This window comes from Calidifontibacter terrae, assembly GCF_054778835.1.
In genome coordinates, this window is the sequence record NZ_BAAGZF010000002.1 from 13,683 (window position 1) to 33,652 (window position 19,970).

At 68.0% G+C, this 19,970-nt stretch carries 17 protein-coding genes and 1 riboswitch; of the genes, 8 read left to right on the plus strand and 9 right to left on the minus strand.

Annotation, left to right across the window (positions count from 1 at the left end; all coding sequences use genetic code 11):
• Position 1 precedes the first annotated feature (1 nt).
• Both ACYU98_RS02750 and ACYU98_RS02755 read right to left on the minus strand, forming a co-directional pair.
• On the minus strand, positions 2-865 hold the full coding sequence (locus tag ACYU98_RS02750) for an Fpg/Nei family DNA glycosylase (protein ID WP_460466657.1): 864 nt from the start codon (positions 863-865) through the stop codon (positions 2-4).
• Positions 858-1,877 carry an App1 family protein gene (locus ACYU98_RS02755; protein ID WP_460466658.1) on the minus strand — a complete coding sequence of 340 codons (1,020 nt, stop codon included), beginning with the start codon at positions 1,875-1,877 and terminating at the stop codon, positions 858-860. Before ACYU98_RS02755 ends, ACYU98_RS02750 begins: the two co-directional genes overlap by 8 nt.
• Before the next feature lie 97 nt (positions 1,878-1,974).
• Between ACYU98_RS02755 and ACYU98_RS02760 the strand changes: the two genes are divergently transcribed.
• Positions 1,975-3,312 (plus strand): glycoside hydrolase family 15 protein, encoded by a 1,338-nt coding sequence (locus ACYU98_RS02760; protein WP_460466659.1) that lies wholly within the window; start codon positions 1,975-1,977, stop codon positions 3,310-3,312.
• Here ACYU98_RS02760 and ACYU98_RS02765 read toward each other — a convergent pair.
• Genes ACYU98_RS02765 through ACYU98_RS02785 form a run of 5 tightly spaced genes read right to left on the minus strand, consistent with a single transcriptional unit; the run spans position 3,291 to position 5,388 of the window.
• Positions 3,291-3,716, minus strand: a complete 426-nt coding sequence (locus ACYU98_RS02765; protein ID WP_460466660.1) for a MarR family winged helix-turn-helix transcriptional regulator — start codon at positions 3,714-3,716, stop codon at positions 3,291-3,293. The two genes, ACYU98_RS02760 and ACYU98_RS02765, sit on opposite strands and share 22 nt — an antisense overlap.
• A 40-nt stretch (positions 3,717-3,756) precedes the next feature.
• Entirely contained in the window at positions 3,757-4,536 is a 780-nt protein-coding gene (locus ACYU98_RS02770) for a CPBP family intramembrane glutamic endopeptidase (protein ID WP_460466661.1), read from the minus strand.
• Positions 4,533-4,913: a hypothetical protein gene (locus tag ACYU98_RS02775; protein ID WP_460466662.1), complete on the minus strand. Its 381-nt coding sequence runs from the start codon at positions 4,911-4,913 to the stop codon at positions 4,533-4,535. The genes ACYU98_RS02770 and ACYU98_RS02775 overlap by 4 nt, the downstream gene beginning before the upstream one ends.
• A complete protein-coding gene (locus ACYU98_RS02780; protein WP_460466663.1) occupies positions 4,910-5,086 on the minus strand; it encodes a hypothetical protein in 177 nt (58 codons plus the stop codon). Before ACYU98_RS02780 ends, ACYU98_RS02775 begins: the two co-directional genes overlap by 4 nt.
• A complete protein-coding gene (locus ACYU98_RS02785; RefSeq protein WP_460466664.1) occupies positions 5,083-5,388 on the minus strand; it encodes a hypothetical protein in 306 nt (101 codons plus the stop codon). The genes ACYU98_RS02780 and ACYU98_RS02785 overlap by 4 nt, the downstream gene beginning before the upstream one ends.
• A 75-nt stretch (positions 5,389-5,463) precedes the next feature.
• On the opposite strand from ACYU98_RS02785, the gene ACYU98_RS02790 reads away from it, so the two are divergent.
• The 4 genes from ACYU98_RS02790 (at position 5,464) to cobF (ending at position 11,092) form a co-directional block, all read left to right on the plus strand.
• Positions 5,464-7,008: an amidohydrolase gene (locus ACYU98_RS02790; RefSeq protein WP_460466665.1), complete on the plus strand. Its 1,545-nt coding sequence runs from the start codon at positions 5,464-5,466 to the stop codon at positions 7,006-7,008.
• Between the two features lie 126 nt (positions 7,009-7,134).
• Positions 7,135-8,781, plus strand: coding sequence for an APC family permease (locus ACYU98_RS02795; protein ID WP_460466666.1), 1,647 nt, complete (start codon positions 7,135-7,137; stop codon positions 8,779-8,781).
• A 173-nt stretch (positions 8,782-8,954) separates the two neighbouring features.
• Positions 8,955-10,376, plus strand: a complete 1,422-nt coding sequence (locus ACYU98_RS02800; protein ID WP_460466667.1) for a cobyric acid synthase — start codon at positions 8,955-8,957, stop codon at positions 10,374-10,376.
• The gene (cobF, locus tag ACYU98_RS02805; protein ID WP_460466668.1) at positions 10,373-11,092 is read left to right on the plus strand and encodes a precorrin-6A synthase (deacetylating); all 720 of its coding nucleotides are present in this window, start codon (positions 10,373-10,375) and stop codon (positions 11,090-11,092) included. The genes ACYU98_RS02800 and cobF overlap by 4 nt, the downstream gene beginning before the upstream one ends.
• 3 nt (positions 11,093-11,095) lie before the next feature.
• Here cobF and bluB read toward each other — a convergent pair whose 3' ends face one another.
• Entirely contained in the window at positions 11,096-12,799 is a 1,704-nt protein-coding gene (bluB, locus tag ACYU98_RS02810) for a 5,6-dimethylbenzimidazole synthase (protein ID WP_460466669.1), read from the minus strand.
• Positions 12,796-16,377 (minus strand): cobaltochelatase subunit CobN, encoded by a 3,582-nt coding sequence (gene cobN / locus ACYU98_RS02815; RefSeq protein ID WP_460466670.1) that lies wholly within the window; start codon positions 16,375-16,377, stop codon positions 12,796-12,798. Before cobN ends, bluB begins: the two co-directional genes overlap by 4 nt.
• Positions 16,378-16,433: 56 nt before the next feature.
• Positions 16,434-16,558, minus strand: a riboswitch (cobalamin riboswitch).
• Between the two features lie 118 nt (positions 16,559-16,676).
• On the opposite strand from cobN, the gene ACYU98_RS02820 reads away from it, so the two are divergent.
• Genes ACYU98_RS02820 through ACYU98_RS02830 form a run of 3 tightly spaced genes read left to right on the plus strand, consistent with a single transcriptional unit; the run spans position 16,677 to position 19,926 of the window.
• Positions 16,677-17,762: a cobalamin biosynthesis protein CobG gene (locus tag ACYU98_RS02820; RefSeq protein WP_460466671.1), complete on the plus strand. Its 1,086-nt coding sequence runs from the start codon at positions 16,677-16,679 to the stop codon at positions 17,760-17,762.
• Positions 17,759-18,418: a precorrin-8X methylmutase gene (locus ACYU98_RS02825; RefSeq protein ID WP_460466672.1), complete on the plus strand. Its 660-nt coding sequence runs from the start codon at positions 17,759-17,761 to the stop codon at positions 18,416-18,418. The genes ACYU98_RS02820 and ACYU98_RS02825 overlap by 4 nt, the downstream gene beginning before the upstream one ends.
• Positions 18,418-19,926, plus strand: a complete 1,509-nt coding sequence (locus ACYU98_RS02830; RefSeq protein WP_460466673.1) for a precorrin-2 C(20)-methyltransferase — start codon at positions 18,418-18,420, stop codon at positions 19,924-19,926. The genes ACYU98_RS02825 and ACYU98_RS02830 overlap by 1 nt, the downstream gene beginning before the upstream one ends.
• Positions 19,927-19,970 lie beyond the last annotated feature (44 nt).

Here is a 19,970-nt window from a genome sequence, read left to right on the forward strand (position 1 = left end):
CCTACTTCAGCAGGCGGGACATCCGTCGATCGGCCAGCGGTTTCCCGCCGGTCTGACAGGTCGCGCAATATTGCATCGAACGGTCAGCGAAGGACACCTCGCGCACCACGTCGCCACACTCCGGACACGCCTGCCCGGCTCGGCCGTGGACTCGCATTCCGGCGCGCTTGGCGTCCTTGAGATCCTTGGCAGGCTTCCCGGTCGAGGTCTCGACCGCCGCCCGCAGGGTGGTGACGAGGGCTTCGTACAACGTCGTGACCTGCTCCTCGCTCAGCGCGTCGGCGATCGCATAAGGCGAGAGTTTCGCAATGTGGAGCACCTCGTCGGAGTAGGCATTGCCGACGCCGGCCAGCAACGACTGGTCGCGCAGAACGCCCTTGATCTGGGAACGGCGACCCTTCAGAATCGCCGCGAACTCCCCGCGGGAGAAGCCGTCGACCAGCGGGTCGGGCCCTAGCGAAGCAATGCCCGGGACGTCGGCCGCGTCCTTCACGATGTAGGCCGCCAACCGCTTCTGAGTGCCCTGTTCGGTCAGGTCGAAGGCGCTGCCGTCGGCGAAACTGACCCGCAAGGCGACCGGCGATTTCCCGCCGGGTCGCAGTCGGGTGGCGGGGGCTTTGTCATACCAGCGCAGCCAGCCGGCCCGCGACAGGTGGAACACCAGGTGGAGACCGTCGACGTCGAGGTCGATCCACTTGCCGTGGCGGCGAACGTCGGTGACGAACAGGCCGGCGAGCGCCTGCGGCGCCGGGGTGTAGGTCTTCAGAACGCTGAACGACGCGAGCTCCACTTCGGCCAGAACGACCCCGACCAGCTTCTCGCGTAGGAATCCGGTCAGAGCCTCGACCTCAGGCAGCTCAGGCACGGCCAGCCTCGCGCAACGGCTGCAATTCCTGATGAAGCGCGAATCCGTCGGGACCCTCGACCTTGAACACCGGCGACATTCGGCCGTCGTCGCGCGAGAGGGGGTGGCCGTGGGAGAGCACCTTCTGGGCAACGGTCAACTGGCGGATCGCGATGGCGCGCACATTGTCCGGGTGGTCGTTCGTGAACTCGTCGTAGAGCTCTGGGTCGTGTTGGCCGTCGTCTCCAACCAGCAGCCAGCGAATGTTCGGGAATTCGGTTGCAAGACGGCGCAATTGGGTGCGCTTGTGGTCACTGCCGCTGCGGAACACCGCGGTTTCGGTGGCGCCCCAGTCGGTCATCAGCAGAGATCCGGCCGGGAATCCGTGGCGGGCGAAGAAGCGCGCAAGCACCGGCTGGGTGTTCCACGCCCCGGTGGAGAGGTAAATGATCGGCGAGCTGGGGTGATGGGCCAGCAGCGAGCGATAGAGCGCCGACATTCCGGGCACCACCCGGCGCGCGGTCTCCTCGAGCACGAACGTGTTGTAGGCCGCGAGCATCGGCCGCGGTAGCGAGGTGATCAAGCAGGTGTCGTCGATATCGCTGATGATCCCGAAGTCGATGTCGTCGCCGATGATCTGCAGCGCGACGTCGGTGACGGCGTCGCCGGAACTGACCCGCGCGTGATGCCAGCCGGCGCCCAGGCCGTGATCGGTCAGGTCGACATCGAAGTAGCCGCCTCGGTCGGTTCGAACGGTCATCGATGCCCGGCCGAACTCGATCGTCACATCACGGTCCGTCTGCGGCGCGGCCAGAAAGGCCCGAATGCCACGGCGTACGGGGGCATCAAGCGGCCCGGAGGGTTCGTCGCCCGCTTTGGACAGCACGAGCCGCCCCATCACCCGCGCGAACCGCGGCGACCCGTAGCCGGTGTAGCCGAGCACCCGGTTGCGAAAGCCGCGCCGACGCAGGGTGGAGGCAAGCGCCCTGTTGAACGCGTCCTCGGCCCGAGCGGCGGGGTGCTTGGCAGCCATGCCGCACAGCCTAGGCCGACCAGGTGACAGGCAGGCGGCCCTGTCGCAAACGCCGCCCTTCTCCAGGCCCAAACGCGCGGGCTCCTAGGCTTCCGCTATGCAGCAGGGAGGGCGACCGTCTCGGCGGACTGTGCTCACCGGCTCCGTCCTCGCCGTTACCGGCGCGACCGGGTGGGCGGCGTGGCCGCGCGCAAAGCACCCCCGCGACATCCCGCTCTACTCTGCCACCGTCGCGCTAGGGATCTCCCCTGACGACCCCGACGCCAACGCGGGCGCTGACAACCGAACGCTCATCACCCCGGACCAAATCGGCCAACTAGTCCCGGACACTCGGGTGGTCGCCGCCGCTTCCGACGTCGACACCCTCGTCGCGACCGAGCGCGCGATGATCGGTTCCGCGCCCGCTTGGACCCGGCAGGGGCCGTACGCCGATGCGACGCGCAGCGCTCTGCAGGACCTTCACGTGTTGAGCCACGGCCTCGCCTCTCCGGTCGCCGGCTGGTCACCGCTCTGGCGCTACACCTGGCCGCGCGACGCCTCGGTTGGTGCGGTCGCTCAATCCCTCACCGGCGGCGCCGACCTCGCGCTCGCCACCCTCGCCTACCTGCAGCGAGTCCAGCCAGCGAATGGCTGGTTCGAGGCCCGGTACGTCCCGGGCACCACCCGCTCTCCCGATCACCGCGAGCGCCAGCTCGATGGAACGGGGTGGGTGCTCTGGGCAACCGACCGGGTGGCCGGACAATTTGCCGAGCCACGCACTGTCGCAACGCAGTTGGCTCCGATGATCACCCGCAGTGTCGACCGCATTCTGACCGCGACGATCGACGGATTACCGGCGCCCAGCCCGGACTACTGGGAGGTCGACGAACGCGGCATCACCCTGGCGACCTGCGCGGTCTTGGCCGCCGGTCTGGAGTCCGCCATCCGACTGCTGTCCCTGCTCGGTGACACCGACCGGGCCCGCCGCGCGACGGCGGCCGGAAAACGCCTCGACGCGGCGATCGCAGACACCTTCGGCGCCGAGGGTTATCCGCGCCATCTCGGTAAGGACGACCCCGATATCGGCGCCGCGTTCCTGCTGCCGCCGTTTCGTGATGCGATCGATCAGCGACCGCTCCAAGCGCTACGTGCGAACCTGCCGCGATTGAAAAGACCCGCCGGTGGTTACGCGCCTGGATCGTCCTGGCGCCCCGACGGGATCAGTTGGACGCCCGAAACTGCCACTGTTGCAGCGGCTTTCGCATTCAGCGGGCGGGTTACCGAGGCGGAGTTGCTGCTGCAGTGGCTGGCCGACCACCGTACGGTCGGCGGGTCCTACCCCGAGAAGGTTCTCGAAACGGGCACCCCAGCGGCGGTGGCCCCGTTGTCGTGGACCGCGGCGAGCGTCGTACTGGCCGCCAAAGGTCTGGCCGATCAGTCCTTACCGGCGATCTGACGCAACAACTGGTTGGCCCGGACTAGCGTCCTGCGGTCCTCGTCGGACAACTGGTTCAGGACGGGCGTGATGGTGGCCGAACGGGCAACGCGCACCTGCGCGAGCGCGCCGCGACCGGTGTCGGTCAGCGAGATCAGGCTGGCCCGGCCGTCGTTCTCATCCTCGGTGCGTTGCAGGTAGCCCTGCTCCTCGAGTCGTTTCACCTGGGCGGTCATCGTGGGCTGGCTGCAGTGATCGGCTGCGGCTAACTCGCCGACACGCGCGGTTCCATATTGATCGACGAGGCTGAGCAGTCGGGCCTGGCCGCTGGGAATGGGCATCACAGAGTGCTTGGTCGCCCAGCGGTTCACCTTGGCAACCGCGGACAGCAGCTGCGCGCCCAAGTCGTCCTCGGAAGTGGTCATGGCCCGATCATAGGAGGCCGGACGGCCGCGCGAACACAGATCACAACCAGCTGACATGGCCCTTCAGCAGCGCGTAACCCACGAACGCGACGACATCCAAGATCGTGTGCGTGACGACCAGCGGGCCGACTCGGCGCACCTTGCGATAAACGAGCCCGAATAGCAGGCCCATCACCAGGTTTCCGACGAACCCACCGAACCCCTGATAGAGGTGATAGCTGCCGCGAATCAGCGCCGATCCGACCCACACGCGAGTCCACGACCAACCGGCCTGGGTCCACCGCGTGTAGAGGTAGCCGATCATCACGACCTCCTCCAGGACAGCGTTCTGCGCGGCGGAGAGGATCAGAACTGGAATCGCCCACCAGCGGTCGCCCAATCCCGAGGTCGCAAGGGTGGTGTTGAGCCCGGCGGCCCGGGCCGTGACGTAGAGCAGCAGTCCGGGGATGCCGACAACCGCAGCCAACAGCGCACCGAGCACGAGGTCGGGGCCCTTGCGGGTCAGGTCGAATCCGATGAACCGGTGGGCGGCGTGGATCTCCCGGGACAGAAGGTGAATCGCCAGCAGCGCCGGCACGACCCCCAGCCCGATTCCGACGAGTTGATAGGTCAGGTCCAGCAGCGAGGACGACGCCTGCGAGCCGTTCATCGTGGTCGTCTGCTTGTTCAGCGCGACCCCCGCCGATAGCGAGCGCAGGATGGACAGGAACGAATAAATCGCCGACGCGCCCAGGCTGAGCAGGAGCAGCAGCAGGGTTTCCTGCTGCAGGGTACGGCGGGACAACGGACTGCGCGGCGCGCTCAGCGCCGGGAGTCTCATCGCGGATCCGGCTCGCTGAACTGCTCGCCGGGGGCCCACTCGAGCAGTTCCACGTCGTCGATCTCGTAACTGCGCACCCGGCGCCGCTTGGACTGGGCGGCCTCGCGCTTCTCCTGGCGGGTCGCGGGCACCGGCTCCGCTACGACGGGTGCGGCGGGTGCCGCATCAGGTGCGGCGACGGGCTCAGCAACAGATGCGGCATCAGGTTCAGTAACAGCTTCACCGACAACGGGTGTCGCGACTGAAGGAGCAGCAGGCTTCCTGGCACCCACCGCCTTGGGACGCCGACGGCCAACCATCGCGTAGAACGTGATCGCGAAGCCGAGCAACGCGCAGATCAGGACCCACAACCAGACGTGGGGGAACAGCCAGATCATGCGTCCGCCTCCGCGTCAGTCGATTCGGAACGAGGCGCCTCAGAACCCATCGCCTGCGATGCGACCTCGTTCTCGTGCGGGAACAGCATGACCGCCAGCAGCCACGCAGCGAGCGCGCCGACGCAGAAGCCGATCAGACACCACGCCACGGTCTGGATCGTCAACCAGGTCACGGCTGGCCCCCAGTCACGGTGACCTGACGAAGGCCGGACAGACCGTCCAACGCACTGTGTACGGCGGACTGCGAGCCCTGAGCATTCAGCGCGACGTGGGCGTCGCGGCCGGAGAAGGTGACCGTTGCGTCGGTGATGCCGACCGCCTGCAGCGCGTTGGTGGTGCGCTTGTTCAGGTTCTGTTCAATGCCGCCATGGCTGGCCTGGGCGCCGACAACTCCGAACACCAACGGAACCGCGACCAACGCGCCGAACCACCAGGGCGCGGGCGTACGGCGGACACGGGGTTTTGCGGTCGACACTGCGGGCTCACTCCATCGGACGTTTCGGGCGGGTCCGAACCTACCCGAGAAACCTTCGGCCGTACCTTGGTGGCCGTGATCACCCTTTGGCGCCACCCACGGATTTGGACCGGTAGGTCCTTCGTCACCGGCCTGCTCGTCGACGGCAACCGGATCGTCGCCGACGGCGACGCCGCGCAGTTGGCAGCCACCCACTCCGCCACGACCCGCGATCTGCCCGGCGCACTGGTCGTCCCGGGGTTGCACGACGCCCACATCCACACCGGTGGCGTCGCCCGGCTGCGGACCTCGGTCGACATCCGCGGCGCGGCCAACGAGACCGAAGCGGCTCGCCTGGTGGGCGAGTTCCTCGCCACCCACCCGGGCAGCGGTCTGGTCACCGGCGGCGTCTGGAGCCCCAGTTCGTACGCGCCGACGCGCGCCTCGCTCGACGCGGTCAGCGGCGGCCGTCCGGTGGCCATAGCCAGCGCTGACTACCACTCACTGTGGGTGAACACCGCGGCCCTGGACCTGGTCGGCTACGACCGCGACACGACCGACCCCGCCGGTGGCCGGTTGGAGCGCGATGCCGACGGCGAGCTGACCGGCGTCCTGCGCGAAACCGCCTGCACGCCGATGGATTCGATCTCGCCCGACGACGCCGACCGGCTCCCGGACCTGCTGAGCCAGAGCCTGGACGATCTGCTCGGCCTCGGCTTGACCGCGATCACCGACATTGACCACGAAGACATCCACGCCGCCTTCCGGACGCTGCGCGAACGCGGCGACCTGAACATGCGGGTCAGCAAGGCGATCCGTCACGAGGACCTCCCGCTGGCGATGGAACAAGGACGGCGTACGGGTGAGGGCGACCCGATGCTGCGGGTCGGTCCGCTGAAGCTCTTCTCGGACGGCGCGCTCGGCTCCCACACCTGCCACATGACCGACGCTTTCGCCGACAGCCCCGAGGGGCATCACGGGGTGCCGACGCTGACCCCCGAGCAGCTGCGGGTCTACACCGAGTTGGCCGTGCGGGCGGGGATCGCGGTCGCGACCCACGCGATTGGTGACGCGGCGGCAGCAGACGTCGTCGCTGCGTACGAACACGTCTTGGATCTGACCGGCTCGACGCTGCGGCTGCGCATCGAACATGCCCAGCACCTGCAGCGCGCCGACCTCGCCCGGATGGCGCGGCGCGGGATCGTCGCCTCGATGCAGCCGGTGCATTGCACCAGCGACTTCGAACTGGTCGACACGATCCTTGCCGGCCACGACATCGTGTCGTACGGCTGGCGGTCCTGCCTGGAGGCGGGCGTTCCGTTGGCGTTCGGCTCCGATGCGCCGGTCGAGTCGGCGAATCCGTGGGTGGCGCTGCACGCCGCCGTGACCCGGCAGCGGCCCGGCGGCAGCCCGGCCGGTGGTTGGCAACCGCAGGAGCGGATCACCATGGCGCAGGCGCTCGCCGCGCACAGCCGCGGCGCGGCGTACGCCGCCGGGTGGGACGACGTCGGCAGTCTCGAGCGTGGCCAGTTGGCCGATTTCGTGGCCGTCGACACCGATCTGTTCGGCGACGTCGATGCAGTCGTTGCGGCGCAGGCGCTCGCGACCATCGTCGACGGCGAGCTGCGATTCAGCCGCTGATCGAGGCGGCGCCAATCGAGATCCCCCTCAGTTCGGGGGTCGAAACATCACATAGCTCTGCGGATATTTCGTACGTTGGACGACGGCCAAGTCTGAATTCCATCGTACGAAGGGGCCTGTATACCCATGACCGCGAAGCAAGCGGAACCTGTTGCTCAGCAACCGGAACTGCGTCGAAACGTCGGCCTGATCGGGCTGTTGTTCGCAAGCGTCGGCTCGATCATCGGCTCCGGCTGGCTGTTCGGCGCGATGAACGCGGCCAAGCTCGCCGGGCCGGCCGCGATGATCTCTTGGGCCATCGGCATGGTGATGGTGCTGATCATCGCCCTGGTCTTCTCCGAGCTCGGCACGATGTTCCCCGTCTCCGGCGGTGTGGTGCGTTTTCCACATATCGCCTTCGGTAACTTCAGTAGCTACACCAACGGCTGGATCCTGTGGATCGCCTGCGCCACCGTTGCGCCGATCGAGGTCGAGGCGGCTCTGCAATACGCCACGAAGTACGCGGCGTTCACCTCCGAACACACTCTGAGCGACGGCACCAGCGTCCACACGCTGACCACCCTGGGCTACATCAGCGCGGTCGTCCTGATGGGGCTGTTCGTGCTGGTGAACTACCTGGGCGTGAAGTGGTTCGAGAAGATCAACACCACTCTGGTGTGGTGGAAGCTGGCGATCATCACCGTGGTGATCATCGCCTTCTTGTTCAGCCAGTTCCACACCTCCAACTTCACCTCCGGCCCCGGCGGATTCATGCCGTTCGGCTGGGAGGGCGTGTTCACCTCGATCGCGACCAGCGGAATCGTCTTCTCGTTCCTCGGGTTCCGTCAGGGAATCGAGCTCGCCGGTGAGACCGACAACCCGCACCGCAACGTTCCGATCACCGTCATCGGTTCGGTTCTCATCTGCGGTGTCCTTTACATCGGCTTGCAGATCGCCTTCATCGGTGCGCTGAACGGCGGCGACTTCGCCAAGGGCTGGGATCAGCTGAACTTCGCGGACTCCTTCGGCCCGCTGGCGGCCCTGTCGACCGCGCTCGGCCTCGGCTGGCTGGCCTACCTGCTCTACGCCGACGCGATCATCTCCCCCGGAGACACCGGTCTGATTTACACGACCGCTACCTCGCGGGTGTCCTACGCCATGGCCCGCAACGGCAACGCTCCGGCAGCGCTGGCCCGTACGAACAAGAACGGGGTGCCGTTCGTCAGCCTCGTCGTCGCGTTCGTGGTCGGCCTGATCGTCTTCCTGCCGTTCCCGAGCTGGCAGCAGCTGGTTGGGTTCATCACCTCGGCGACCGTGCTGTCGTTCGCGTCGGGGCCGGTCGCGGCGGGGGCGCTGCGTCGTACGAAGCCAGACCAGCACCGTCCGTTCCGGGTTCCCGGCGGCGACCTGTTCCCACTGTTGGCGTTCGCCTGCTCGAACCTGATCGTGATCTGGTCGACCTGGACGATCAACTACAAGCTGTTCATCACGGTGTTGCTCGGCCTGGTCTTCCTGGGCATCAGCAGGGCGACCGGTCACGTGCAGGGATCATTCGAGTGGCGTGCCGGTTTCTGGATGGTGCCGTGGCTGGTTGGCCTGGCGATCATCTCCTGGTTCGCCGGTGACCTCGACGACAAGGCGCGCCTCGGCTTCGGCTTGGGCGCCCTGATCACGGTGATCTTCAGCGTCGCGATCTACTACTTCGCCATCCACTTCCGCCTGCCGGAGGAGCGGATGGACGAACACATCGACCTCATCACCAAGGAAGCTGCGATGGAGGAAGTCGACGTCTGATCACGGTGGTTGAGCCAGGCCGAAACCCGCTCCGACCGCGTTGGTTGAGCCGGGCCGAAACCTCCGTTGGAAACCCTCTCGAAACCCCGGGTCGCCCCCTGCGACCCGGGGTTTCGGCACCGACCGGCTCCTCACGACGGCGCAGCCGACTGGGCCACCTAGACTCACCGACCATGGCGGGGCTTTTGGTGACGGGGACGAGCTCCGATGCGGGAAAGTCGTTGCTGGTCACCGGAATCCTGCGCGCTTGGGCCCGCCGGGGTCTGTCGGTCGCCCCGTTCAAAGCCCAAAACATGAGCAACAACTCGATGGTCTGCGCCGACGGCGAGATTGGCCGGGCGCAATACCTGCAGGCTCTCGCGGCCCGGGTCGAGCCGAACACCCTGCACAACCCCGTACTGCTCAAACCGGGCAGCGACCGCCGAGCCCATGTCGTACTGCGGGGCCAAGCGGCCGGCGAACTCGTCGCCGGTGAATACGCCACCGGCCGCGCCAAGCTGCGCGAGGCGGCGTTTGCGGCGTACGAAGAGCTGGCGGCGACGGTCGACGTGGTCGTCTGCGAGGGCGCCGGGTCGCCCGCCGAGATCAACCTGCGGGCCGGCGATTACGTGAACATGGGGCTAGCGCGACGATTCAACATCCCGAGCCTGCTGGTCGCCGACATCGATCGCGGTGGGGCGCTCGCCGCGGTCTATGGAACGTGGGCGCTGCTCGACGAGGCCGATCGGGGGCTGCTGAGGGCCTGGTGTGTCAACAAGTTCCGCGGCGATGTCGAGGTCTTGTTGCCCGGCATCGACACGATCACCGAACGCACCGGAATGCCCTGCAACGGCGTGGTGTCCTGGCTCGAGGATGTTTGGCTCGACGGCGAAGATGCGCTGTCGATCGGGCGGTGGCGCGGGTCGGCCGACGGGCAGCTGAGCGTTGCGGTCGTACGCCTGCCGCGCACCTCCAACGCCACCGACGTCGACGCCTTGGCGGCGGAACCGGGAGTCGAGGTTCGGGTGACGACCGACCCCGCGGTCTGCCGCGACGCCGACCTGCTGGTGTTGCCTGGATCGCGGGCGACCGTTGACGACCTGGGTTGGCTGCGGGCGCGCGGGTTGGCCGAGGTGATCGCTCAACGGGTCAAACTGCAGCGGCCAGTGCTGGGCATCTGCGGTGGCTACCAAATGCTCGCCCGCACGATTGAAGACGACGTTGAAAGCGGCTCCGGAGCAGTCTCCGGACTTGGCCACCTGCCCTGGAGCGTGCGGTTCGAAGCGGCGAAGGTGCTGGCCCGTCCGACCGGCTCCTGGGAGGGGACTTCGTTGCACGGCTACGAGATTCACCACGGCATCGTCGACGACGACCGTTCGTTCCCGGGCGGTAGCCGGGTCGGGCAGGTGTGGGGGACGATCTGGCACGGCACCTTCGAGTGTGACGATTTCCGGCGCGCCTGGCTGGCCAAGGTCGCTGCCTCGTCCGGGTCCTCCTGGACTCCCGACCCCGACGCTCCGGGCTTCGCCCAGCGCCGCGAAACGATGATCGACACCCTCGCCGATGCATTGGAAGAGAGCCTCGATCTCGACGCATTGCTGGAGCTGACCCGATGACTATCGAGATCATCGGCATCGGTTGCGGATCGCCGGGCCACCTCACCGCCGACGCGATCGCCGCGTTGCGCGGGGTCGATGTCTTCCTGGTCGCTGACAAGGGCGACGTGAAGTCGGAGCTGGTCTCCTTGCGGCGCTCTGTGCTCGAACACCACCGGCCGGAGGGCGGCTACCGGTTCATCGCCGTTGCCGATCCGACCCGGGCCGCGACCGGTGACTACGGCGCCGCGGTGCTCGACTGGCATACCGCGCGAGCGGAGGCGTACGAGGCCGTGATCGCCGGCCTCCCCGCCGACACGACCATCGGATTCCTGGTGTGGGGTGACCCCGCGTTCTACGACAGCACGATCCGGATCGTCGATCGAATCGGCCTGCCCTTCAAGGTTTTTCCCGGGATCAGCGCCGTCCAGTTGCTAGCTGCGGAACACCGGATCGTCCTGCACGACATCGGCAAGCCTGTCGTGATCACCACCGGGCGGCGGCTGGCCGAGGACCTCTCCTCGACCGGCACAACCGTGGTGATGCTCGACGGCGGGCTCGCCTGTCAGAGCCTGCTCGGTCGCGGCCTGGCCATCCACTGGGGTGCCTACTTGGGAATGGCGCAGCAGGAGTTGCGCAGCGGGCTCCTGGATGACGTGATCGAGGAGTTGATCGAGCTTCGTGCGCGCCTGCGCGCCGAGCACGGTTGGGTGATGGACGTTTACGCGTTGTCGTGAGGGTCAGTCCGAGGTTCTGACTGTCGCTCGCCGCGCCCGCAGCCCCTGCAGCAGCAGCGACGCGGCCAGACATCCGCCAATTCCCTCGCCGGCCCGCAACCGCAGATCCAGCAGCGGCTCCACACCGAGCTCACGCAGCAGGGCACCATGCGCTTCTTCCCGACTGCGTTGTCCCGCAATGAGATACGCCTGGGATGCAGGTTCCAGCCGTACGGCGACCAGCGCCGCGACGCTGGTGGCGAGGCCATCCAAAACCACCGGCTGCCCAGCCTCCGCAGCGCCCAACACGACGCCGGCGAGCAGGACAATCTCGGGGCCGCCCAGCGCAGCGAGCAGGTCGCGAACGTCCCGGTCACCGACCCGCTCGATCGCAGCCGCCACCACCTCGACCTTCCGTTCGACCATCGCGGCGTCAGCGCCCGACCCGAGCCCGACGGCCTCGGCTGGACTCAGCCCGAGCAGCGCGGCGGCGAGCGCCGCCGCCACCGTGGTGTTGCCGACTCCCACTTCCCCCAGAATCAACAGCCCGTCGCCAGCCAACGAGCGGCCGCGCGCCAACAACCGGTCGACATCGGCCACCGTGAGCGCGTCGCGCTCCAGCAGGTCACCACGCGGATCGAGCGGCCGAGCATCCACCGCACCCTCGACCGGCTCACCCGCGACACCGGCGTCGACCACGACGGTCTCGAACCCCGCGGCGCGAGCATGGGCAACCCCGGCCGACGTCCCGGCAACAGCGCTGGTCAGGACGTCGCGGGTGACGCGGGGGTCGTACGCACTCACGCCGTGGCGGACCACCGGATGGTCCGCGCCGACCAGCAGCAGCGTGGCCCCGTCGATCTCTGCAAGGGAAGCCACTCGATTCACCGCCCGGTCCAGAACACCGAGCGCATCCGGCGGACTCAGCAGCCGGTCGGCATCGTCAGTTGCCCCGACCAATCGATCGGCGGCCGGACCGCGCAGGTGGGAAGCCGGACTCGCCACATCCGCCCAACCCTCAGACATCACGACCTGATCGAGCGGCAGCTTCCGCGACCACGCCGCCCGTTCCAGCCCGGGCGACGGCGGCCGCTCATCGGGCCAGCCGAGACACAGCCAACCGAGGGTGACGACGCCCTCCGGCAGGCCCAGCAACTCACCCAATTCGGCCTGGTCGAACAGCGTCACCCAGCCGACACCGAGCCCGAGCGCTCGCGCGGTCAGCCACAGGTTCTGAATCGCGCAGGCGCAGGACCACAGGTCGGTGTCGGGGAAGGTCGCGCGGCCAAGAACCCCGGCCGACGGCGCGCGGCGATCGCAGGTGACGACGACGCCGACCGGAGCCTCGCGTACGCCCTCCAGTTTGAGGTCCAACAGCCGGGCCGCGCGCTCGTCGGTGAGTAGGTGGGCCTGCTGCAACCGCGCTCGATCGGCCATGTGGGCGGCCCGATCCCGGGTGGCTGGATCGCGGACGACGATGAACCGCCAGGGCTGCGAGTGCCCGACCGAGGGCGCGGCATGGGCTGCTGCCAGCACCTTTTGTACCAGCTCATCAGGCACAGAATCCGCTCGGAATCGGCGAATGTCGCGACGCCCACCGATCACCGACTCCAACGCCTTGACGACCTCCGGCGGCATCGCCCAACCCGCCGGATCGGCCGCGCGCTCGCGGGCCGAACTCGGGTCGCCGATCAACGGCGTGGGACGCGGTGGCAGGCGGTCGCTCACTCCTCCAGATCGCCTTCGACGTCGAGGTAAATCTGCTGCAATTGCTCTATCAACTCCGGATCGGGGCTCTCCCACAAGCCGCGGTCGGCAGCCTCCGACAGCTTCTCGACCATCGCGTGCAGCGCCCACGGGTTCGCCTGACGCAGGAACTCCTGGTTGGTCTTGTCGGTGACGTAAGCCTGCGCAACCGACTCGTACATCCAGTCCGGAACCACGCCAGCTGTCGCATCGAAACCGAACAGGTAGTCCAGCGTCGCAGCCTGTTCGAGGGCGCCCTTGTAACCGTGGCGCTGCATCGCGGCGATCCACCGCGGATTGACCACGCGAGCCCGAAAGACGCGGTTCGTCTCTTCCTGCAGCGTGCGGGTCCGAACGTTGTCCGGCGAGGTCGAATCCCCCACGTACGCCTGGGGATCGGCGCCGGTCAGCGCGCGGACGGTCGCCACCATGCCGCCGTGATACTGGAAGTAGTCGTCGGAATCGAGGATGTCCGACTCGCGGTTGTCGATGTTCTTCGCGGCGACCTGGATCCGCCGATAGTTGGCTTGCATGTCGTCGCGCGCGGGCACCCCGTCGAGACCGCGACCGTAGGCGAACCCGCCCCAGGCCGTGTAAACCTCGGCCAGATCGTCGTCGCTGCGCCACTGACCCGACTCGACGACCTGCAGCACACCGGCGCCGTACGACCCCGGTTTCGAGCCGAAGATCCTTGTCCGGGAACGACGTTCGTCACCGTGGTCAGCCAGGTCGGCCTGCGCGTGTTTCCGGACGAAGTTCTGTTCGGTGGACTCGTCGAGGTCCGCGACGAGCGCAACCGCATCGTCGAGCATCGCAATCACGTGTGGGAACGCGTCCCGGAAGAAGCCGGAGATCCGCACCGTGACGTCGATCCTGGGGCGACCCAGCTCGGCCAGATCTAGCGGTTCGAGGCCGACGACCCGGCGGGACTGTTCGTCCCAGAGCGGCAGAACGCCGAGCAGCGCCAAGACCTCCCCGATGTCGTCGCCGCTGGTCCGCATCGCCGAGGTGCCCCACACCGACAACCCGACCGACTCGGGCCAGTCGCCCTGCTCGCTGTGATAGCGCTCGAGCAACGACTCGGCCATCGCTGAACCGGTCTGATAGGCCAGCCGGGAGGGGATCGCTTTGGGGTCGACCGAGTAGAAGTTGCGGCCGGTCGGCAACACGTTGACCAGACCGCGCAACGGCGAACCCGACGGACCGGCCGGAACGTAACCACCCTCGAGCGCGTGCAACACCATCGGAATCTCCCGCGTGGTTTGCGCCAAGCGCGGAACGACCTCGTCACAAGCAAACTCCAACGACGCCCGTACGCCCGCATTCGCCTGTCCGAGAACGGTTTCCACGATCTTTTCGACCGCGTCGGGGTGCCAGTCGTGGGCGGCTGCGGCGGTCACCAGGTCGCGGGCGAGTTGCTCGATTCGGTCGGTTTCCTTCGCGGGGGCGTCTTCGGCCAGGCCGAGGGCAACGCGCAGCCCGGGAACCCCGTCGCCCTTGCCGCCGAAAGTCTGACCGGCGCGCAGGATGGCGAGCGTGAGGTTGATCAGCTCCTCGCCTTCGGGCGCCTGGCCGAGAACGTGCAGACCATCGCGGATCTGAGAGTCCTTGATCTCGCAGAGCCAGCTGTCGACGTGCATCACGAAGTCGTCGAAGGTCTCGTCGTCGGGCCTCTCGGCGATGCCGAGATCCTCATGCAACTTGGCCGCCTGCAGCAGGGTCCAGATCTCGCCGCGCAACGCCGGCGCCTTGGCCGGGTCCATCGCGCTGACGTTGCCGTATTCGTCCAGCAACTGCTCGAGGCGAGCGATGTCGCCGTACGACTCCGCCCGCGCCATCGGCGGCACGAGGTGATCGACCACCGTGGCGTGCGCGCGGCGTTTGGCCTGCGTTCCCTCGCCCGGGTCGTTGACCAGGAACGGGTAGATCAGCGGCAGCGAACCCAGCGCGGCGTCTGTTCCGCAGCTAGCCGACATCGCCAGGTTCTTGCCGGGCAGCCACTCGAGGTTGCCGTGTTTGCCCATGTGGACCACCGCGTGAGCGCCGAACTCCTCCTCGATCCAGCGATAGGTCGCCAGATAGTGATGAGTCAGCGGCAGGTCGGGGTCGTGATAGATCGCGATCGGGTTCTCGCCGAACCCGCGTGGCGGCTGCACCAGGATCACGATGTTGCCGGACTTGATTGCGGCGCAGACGATTTCGTCGTTGTCGACGTAGAGGTTGCCGGGCGCCTCACCCCACGCCCCAGTCATCGCGGTGCGCAGGTCTTCCGGCAGCGCGTCGAACCATTGGCGATAACGGGCTGCCGGGATGCGCACCTGCGCGTCGCTGACCTGCTGTTGGGTGAGCCAGTCCGGATCCTGACCGCCGGCCGCGATCAGCGCATGCACCAGCGTGTTCCCGGCCGTGGTGTCGAGCGATTCGCCGTCCTTGGGCTCGATCTCGCCGAGGCCGGGGATCGCGTCGCCGACGTCGTAGCCGGCCTCCCGCATCGCGCGCAGCAGCCGGATGGTCGAGACCGGGGTGTCGAGGCCGACCGCGTTGCCGATCCGCGAGTGTTTGGTCGGATAGGCCGACAGCAGCACCGCGATTTTCCGCTGCTCGACCGGGGTGTGGCGCAGCCGGGCGTGGTTCACCGCAATACCCGCAACACGGGCGCAGCGCTCTGGGTCGGCGACGTAATCCGGCAGCCCGTCGGCGTCAATCTCTTTGAACGAGAACGCAACCGAGATCAGTCGACCATCGAACTCGGGCACTGCGACCTGGGTCGCCACATCCAGTGGCGACATGCCGTCGTCGGAGTCAGCCCAGTCGGCGCGGCTCCAGGTGAGGCAGAGGCCCTGGATGATCGGGATGTCCAGATCGGCGAGCGGTTTGACGTCCCAACTCTCGTCATCCTCGCCGGCTTGGGCGTGGGCCGGCTTGCTGCCACCGGCCGCGAGAACAGTCGTGACGAGGGCATCGAGGGTGCCGAGTTGGTCCAGCAGATCCTGCGGCGCATCCCGCAGCGAAGCGGCAAAGATCGGCACTCCGCGGCCACCCGCGGCGTCGATCGCGTCGCAGAGCGCGTGGGCGTACGACGTGTTCCCGGCGGCATATTGCGCGCGGTAGAAGAGCACGCCAACGCGCGGCCCCTCCCCCTCCGGGCGGTCGAGGACTCCCCAGGTCGGCAGTTCCTGCGGCGGCTCGGCGGCGTCGCCGGTCAGCAGCAGGCTGTCCGAGAGAAATGCATGCAGGTTGCGCAGGTTGTCGGGTCCGCCGTTGACGAGGTAGTCGTGGGCCTGGTGTACGACCCCGACCGGCACACGCTGCGACAATTCCATCATCGCGGCGTTCGGTGTGAGTTCGCCGCCGAGAACGACCAGCGGCTGCTGCAAGGCGCGGATCTCGTCAGTGACGTCCAGGGGACTGCCCAGGATGCGGGCGATCACGATGTCGGCGTCCTCGAGAGCCGGCCCGATCGGCCCGCGGGCCGGATTGGCCCAGGTGAAGTCGGCGCCGCTCGCGCGAGCGCTGAGCAGGTCGGTGTCGGACGTGGACAGCAGGGCGATGCGCGCCATCGGCTCGGCTCCTTCGCGGGGTCCGCGCCCCGGAACGATCTGGGACCGGCCCGGATGGGCACGGCCGGCAACTGACACGTTCCTGACTCGGCTCGAGAGCCTCACAGTGGCGCGACCGTCCCGGATTCACACCGGGTTCCGTGTTCAGCTGCCATCGGCGACCCTACCCGGGCGCCACGAGCCCGCCACCCCCCTACGCCCGTAGTAAAGCTTTTTCGTCGCTATAGCGACCACTTTCGGAGCCCCGCTCTGTCACAGCGACCACTTTCCGCCGCGAGCCGACTGCGTATCCTCGCCGCGTGACCGAACCCGCCCCCACCGCGTGCCCGGTCGCCGCACGAACCGGCGGCGACCGTTGCCCCGGCTTGCTGCGCCCCTTTGTCGCGGCCGACGGCGTGATCATCCGGCTGCGGGTTCCCGGAGGGTTCATCGCGACCGAGGTTCTGACCCGCCTGACGGAGATTGCCGCCGAGTTCGGCGCGCCGGTCGTCCAGCTGACCTCGCGCGGGAACCTGCAACTGCGCGCTCTGCCGAATCCGTTGCCGGAGAGCCTGATTCAGGCCGTTGAGGACACAGGTTTGCTTCCCTCGGCAAGCCACGAACGGGTGCGAAACATCGTCGCCGACCCCCTAGCTCCCGGGCTGCGATCGATGGTGGCCGAACTCGACCACGGCCTGTGTGCAGATCCGGAATTGGCCGACCTTCCAGGCCGCTGGCTGTTCGCGCTCGCGGACAGTGCCCCCACTGATGCGCGCGAATTCGGCGTCCTGGCCACCCCGTGGGACCTCGCCTACGACGCTGGCTCCGGCACCCTGCACGTCGGCGACCACGCCACCGATTGCTCCTCCGCCGACGCCGTCGGGGCACTCCTGGACCGAGCCCGTACGTTCGTCCGCACCCCGCGCGACGAGCGCGCGTGGAACGTCCGCGACCTGCCGGCGGGCCACCCGATCTTCGCCGGACTCGAGCCCTCGCCGCGCCCGGTTGCCCACCCGTTGCTGCCCGGTCGATACGGCGACGCCCTCATCGCCGGGGTGCCCCTCGGGATGCTCGACCACAACCACGCAACAGCCTTGGCGACGCTCGCCGATCACGTGACGATCACCCCGTGGCGCTCCGTGGTCATCGGAACCCGTTCCGAACCAACGGGATTCATCACCGGCGAGTCGCCCTGGGCAAGACTCACCTCCTGCGTTGGGGCGCCGTGGTGCGGCCGCACCACCATCCACACCCTCGACCTGACCCGCCGCGCCGCGCTCGACATCGCCCCGGGCGGTCCGCCCGTTCACGTGTCCGGCTGCGAGCGCCGATGCGGCCACCCGACCGGGCCCTACATCGACGTCCTCGAACCGCTCACCGCTGACGACATCCGGAGCCAGGCATGAACCCGCCACAACGCCGATACGACTACCTGACCGACGGTGCCGAGATCTATCGCCGGTCGTTCGCCACTATCCGCGAGCGAACCGATCTGAGGGGATTCGCCGCTGGTGTCGAGCCTGTGGTGGCCCGAGTCATCCACGCGGCTGGAGATCCCGAGCTGGTGGGATCTGTCGCCGCCGCACCCGATGTGGTGGCCGCGGCCAGCAACGCATTGCGTTCTGGCGCAACGATTTTCACCGACTCGGTGATGCTCGCCTCGGGCATCACCCGAGCGCGCCTCCCCGCCGATAATGAGGTCGTCTGCCTGCTGCGTGATCCCCGCGTTCCAGCCCTGGCAGCGCAATGGGGCACGACCCGGGCTGCCGCAGCTGTCTCGCTCTGGGGCGAACAGTTGGAGGGAGCCGTCGTTGCCATCGGCAACGCTCCCACCGCGCTGTTCCACCTGCTCGAATGGATCCACGACGGCGGCCCTCGCCCGGCCGCCATCGTCGGCATCCCGGTCGGCTTCGTCGGCTCAGCCGAATCAAAGGTCGCCTTGGCCGAACACCGGTTGGCCGACGGCCGCGTCATCCCCTGGTTCACCGTGCACGGTCATCGGGGTGGTTCGGCCATGGCCGCCGCGGCCGTCAACGCACTCGCTTCCCGATCGGAGATCTGATGACCGGCCAGTTGTACGGCGTCGGCGTCGGCCCCGGCGACCCCGACCTCCTCACCCGCAAAGCGGCACGACTCATCGCGGAGGCCGATGTGATCGCGTTCCATGCGGGCACCGGCCGCAGCTCGATCGCGCGAGCCATCGCCGCAGACCTCATCCCGGCCGAGGTGATCGAGGAGGAGTTGCGCTACCCCGTCACGACCGGCGCGACCGATCATCCCGGCGGCTACCACGCCCACTTGGCGCTGTTCTACGACGAATGTGCCGACCGGCTCGCGACTCACCTCGAGGCCGGGCGGAAGGTCGTGGTTCTGGCCGAGGGCGACCCGATGTTCTACGGCTCCTTCATGTATTTGCACGACCGGTTGGCGCCGCGGTTTCCGACCGAGGTCGTCCCTGGCGTGGCGGCCTTCAGCGCGGCGACCGCCGCTGCGGCCCAGACACTTTCGCGCCACGAGGATGTCGTGACGGTGTTGCCGGGCACCCTCCCGGTGGCCGAACTGGCTCGCCGCCTCGCCGACACCGACGCAGCCGTGATCATGAAGCTCGGCCGCACCTTTCCGGGAGTGCGTGAGGCTCTGCGCCAAGCCGGTGTCCTGGGTCGCGCGGTCTACATCGAGCGCGCCTCCCGCGATGGCCAGCGCGTCCTGCCGGTGGCCGACGTCGACCCGGCGTCCGTGCCGTACATGTCGATCATCGTGGTGCCCGGGCTCGACCGACGCGCCGACTCGGCCGGGCGTCAGGCTCCGGAACCCGTTGCCCGGCAAAGTGATTCACGTGGAACCGTGCATGTCGTCGGCCTGGGGCCGGGTCCGGACCGGTGGCTCACTCCTGACGTGAGCGACATCCTCGCGGGGGTTGACCACGTCATCGGCTACGCGCCGTACGTCGATCGCGTTCCGCAGCGCGCGGGGCTGACTCGACACGCGAGCGGCAACACGGTGGAGGTCGATCGCGCCCGCCACGCCCTTGCTCTCGCCCGCGCTGGCGCCGACGTCGCGGTGGTTTCCGGCGGAGATGCAGGGGTTTTCGGAATGGCCTCGGCCGTCTTCGAAGCCGTCGAGGACGGCTATGCGGACGTGCCGGTGGAGGTGCATCCGGGGGTGTCCGCAGCCCAGGCCGCAGCGGCAAGGGTTGGCGCACCGCTTGGCGCGGACTTCGCGATCATTTCGCTGTCCGACCGGCTCAAGCCATGGTCTGTCGTGGCTCAGCGACTGCGCGCGGCGGCGGAGGCCGACCTGGTCGTCGCGCTCTACAACCCGCGCTCCCGCAGTCGCCCCGACCAACTTTTCGCTGCGCGCGAGGAGCTTCTCGCCGTACGCGATCCGCAGACTGTCGTGGTCATCGCCCGCGACATCGGTCGCGCGCAGGAGTCCACCACGATCACCACGCTCGGCGAATTCGATCCCGGCATCGTCGACATGAAGTGTTTGGTGATCGTCGGTGCGAGCTCCACCCGGGTCGGCGCGGGTGGACACGTGTGGACGCCTCGCTACGTTGACGAGTCGTGAGCCCTCAGAAAGTGGTCGCTATTACGACGAAAAACCTTTACTAC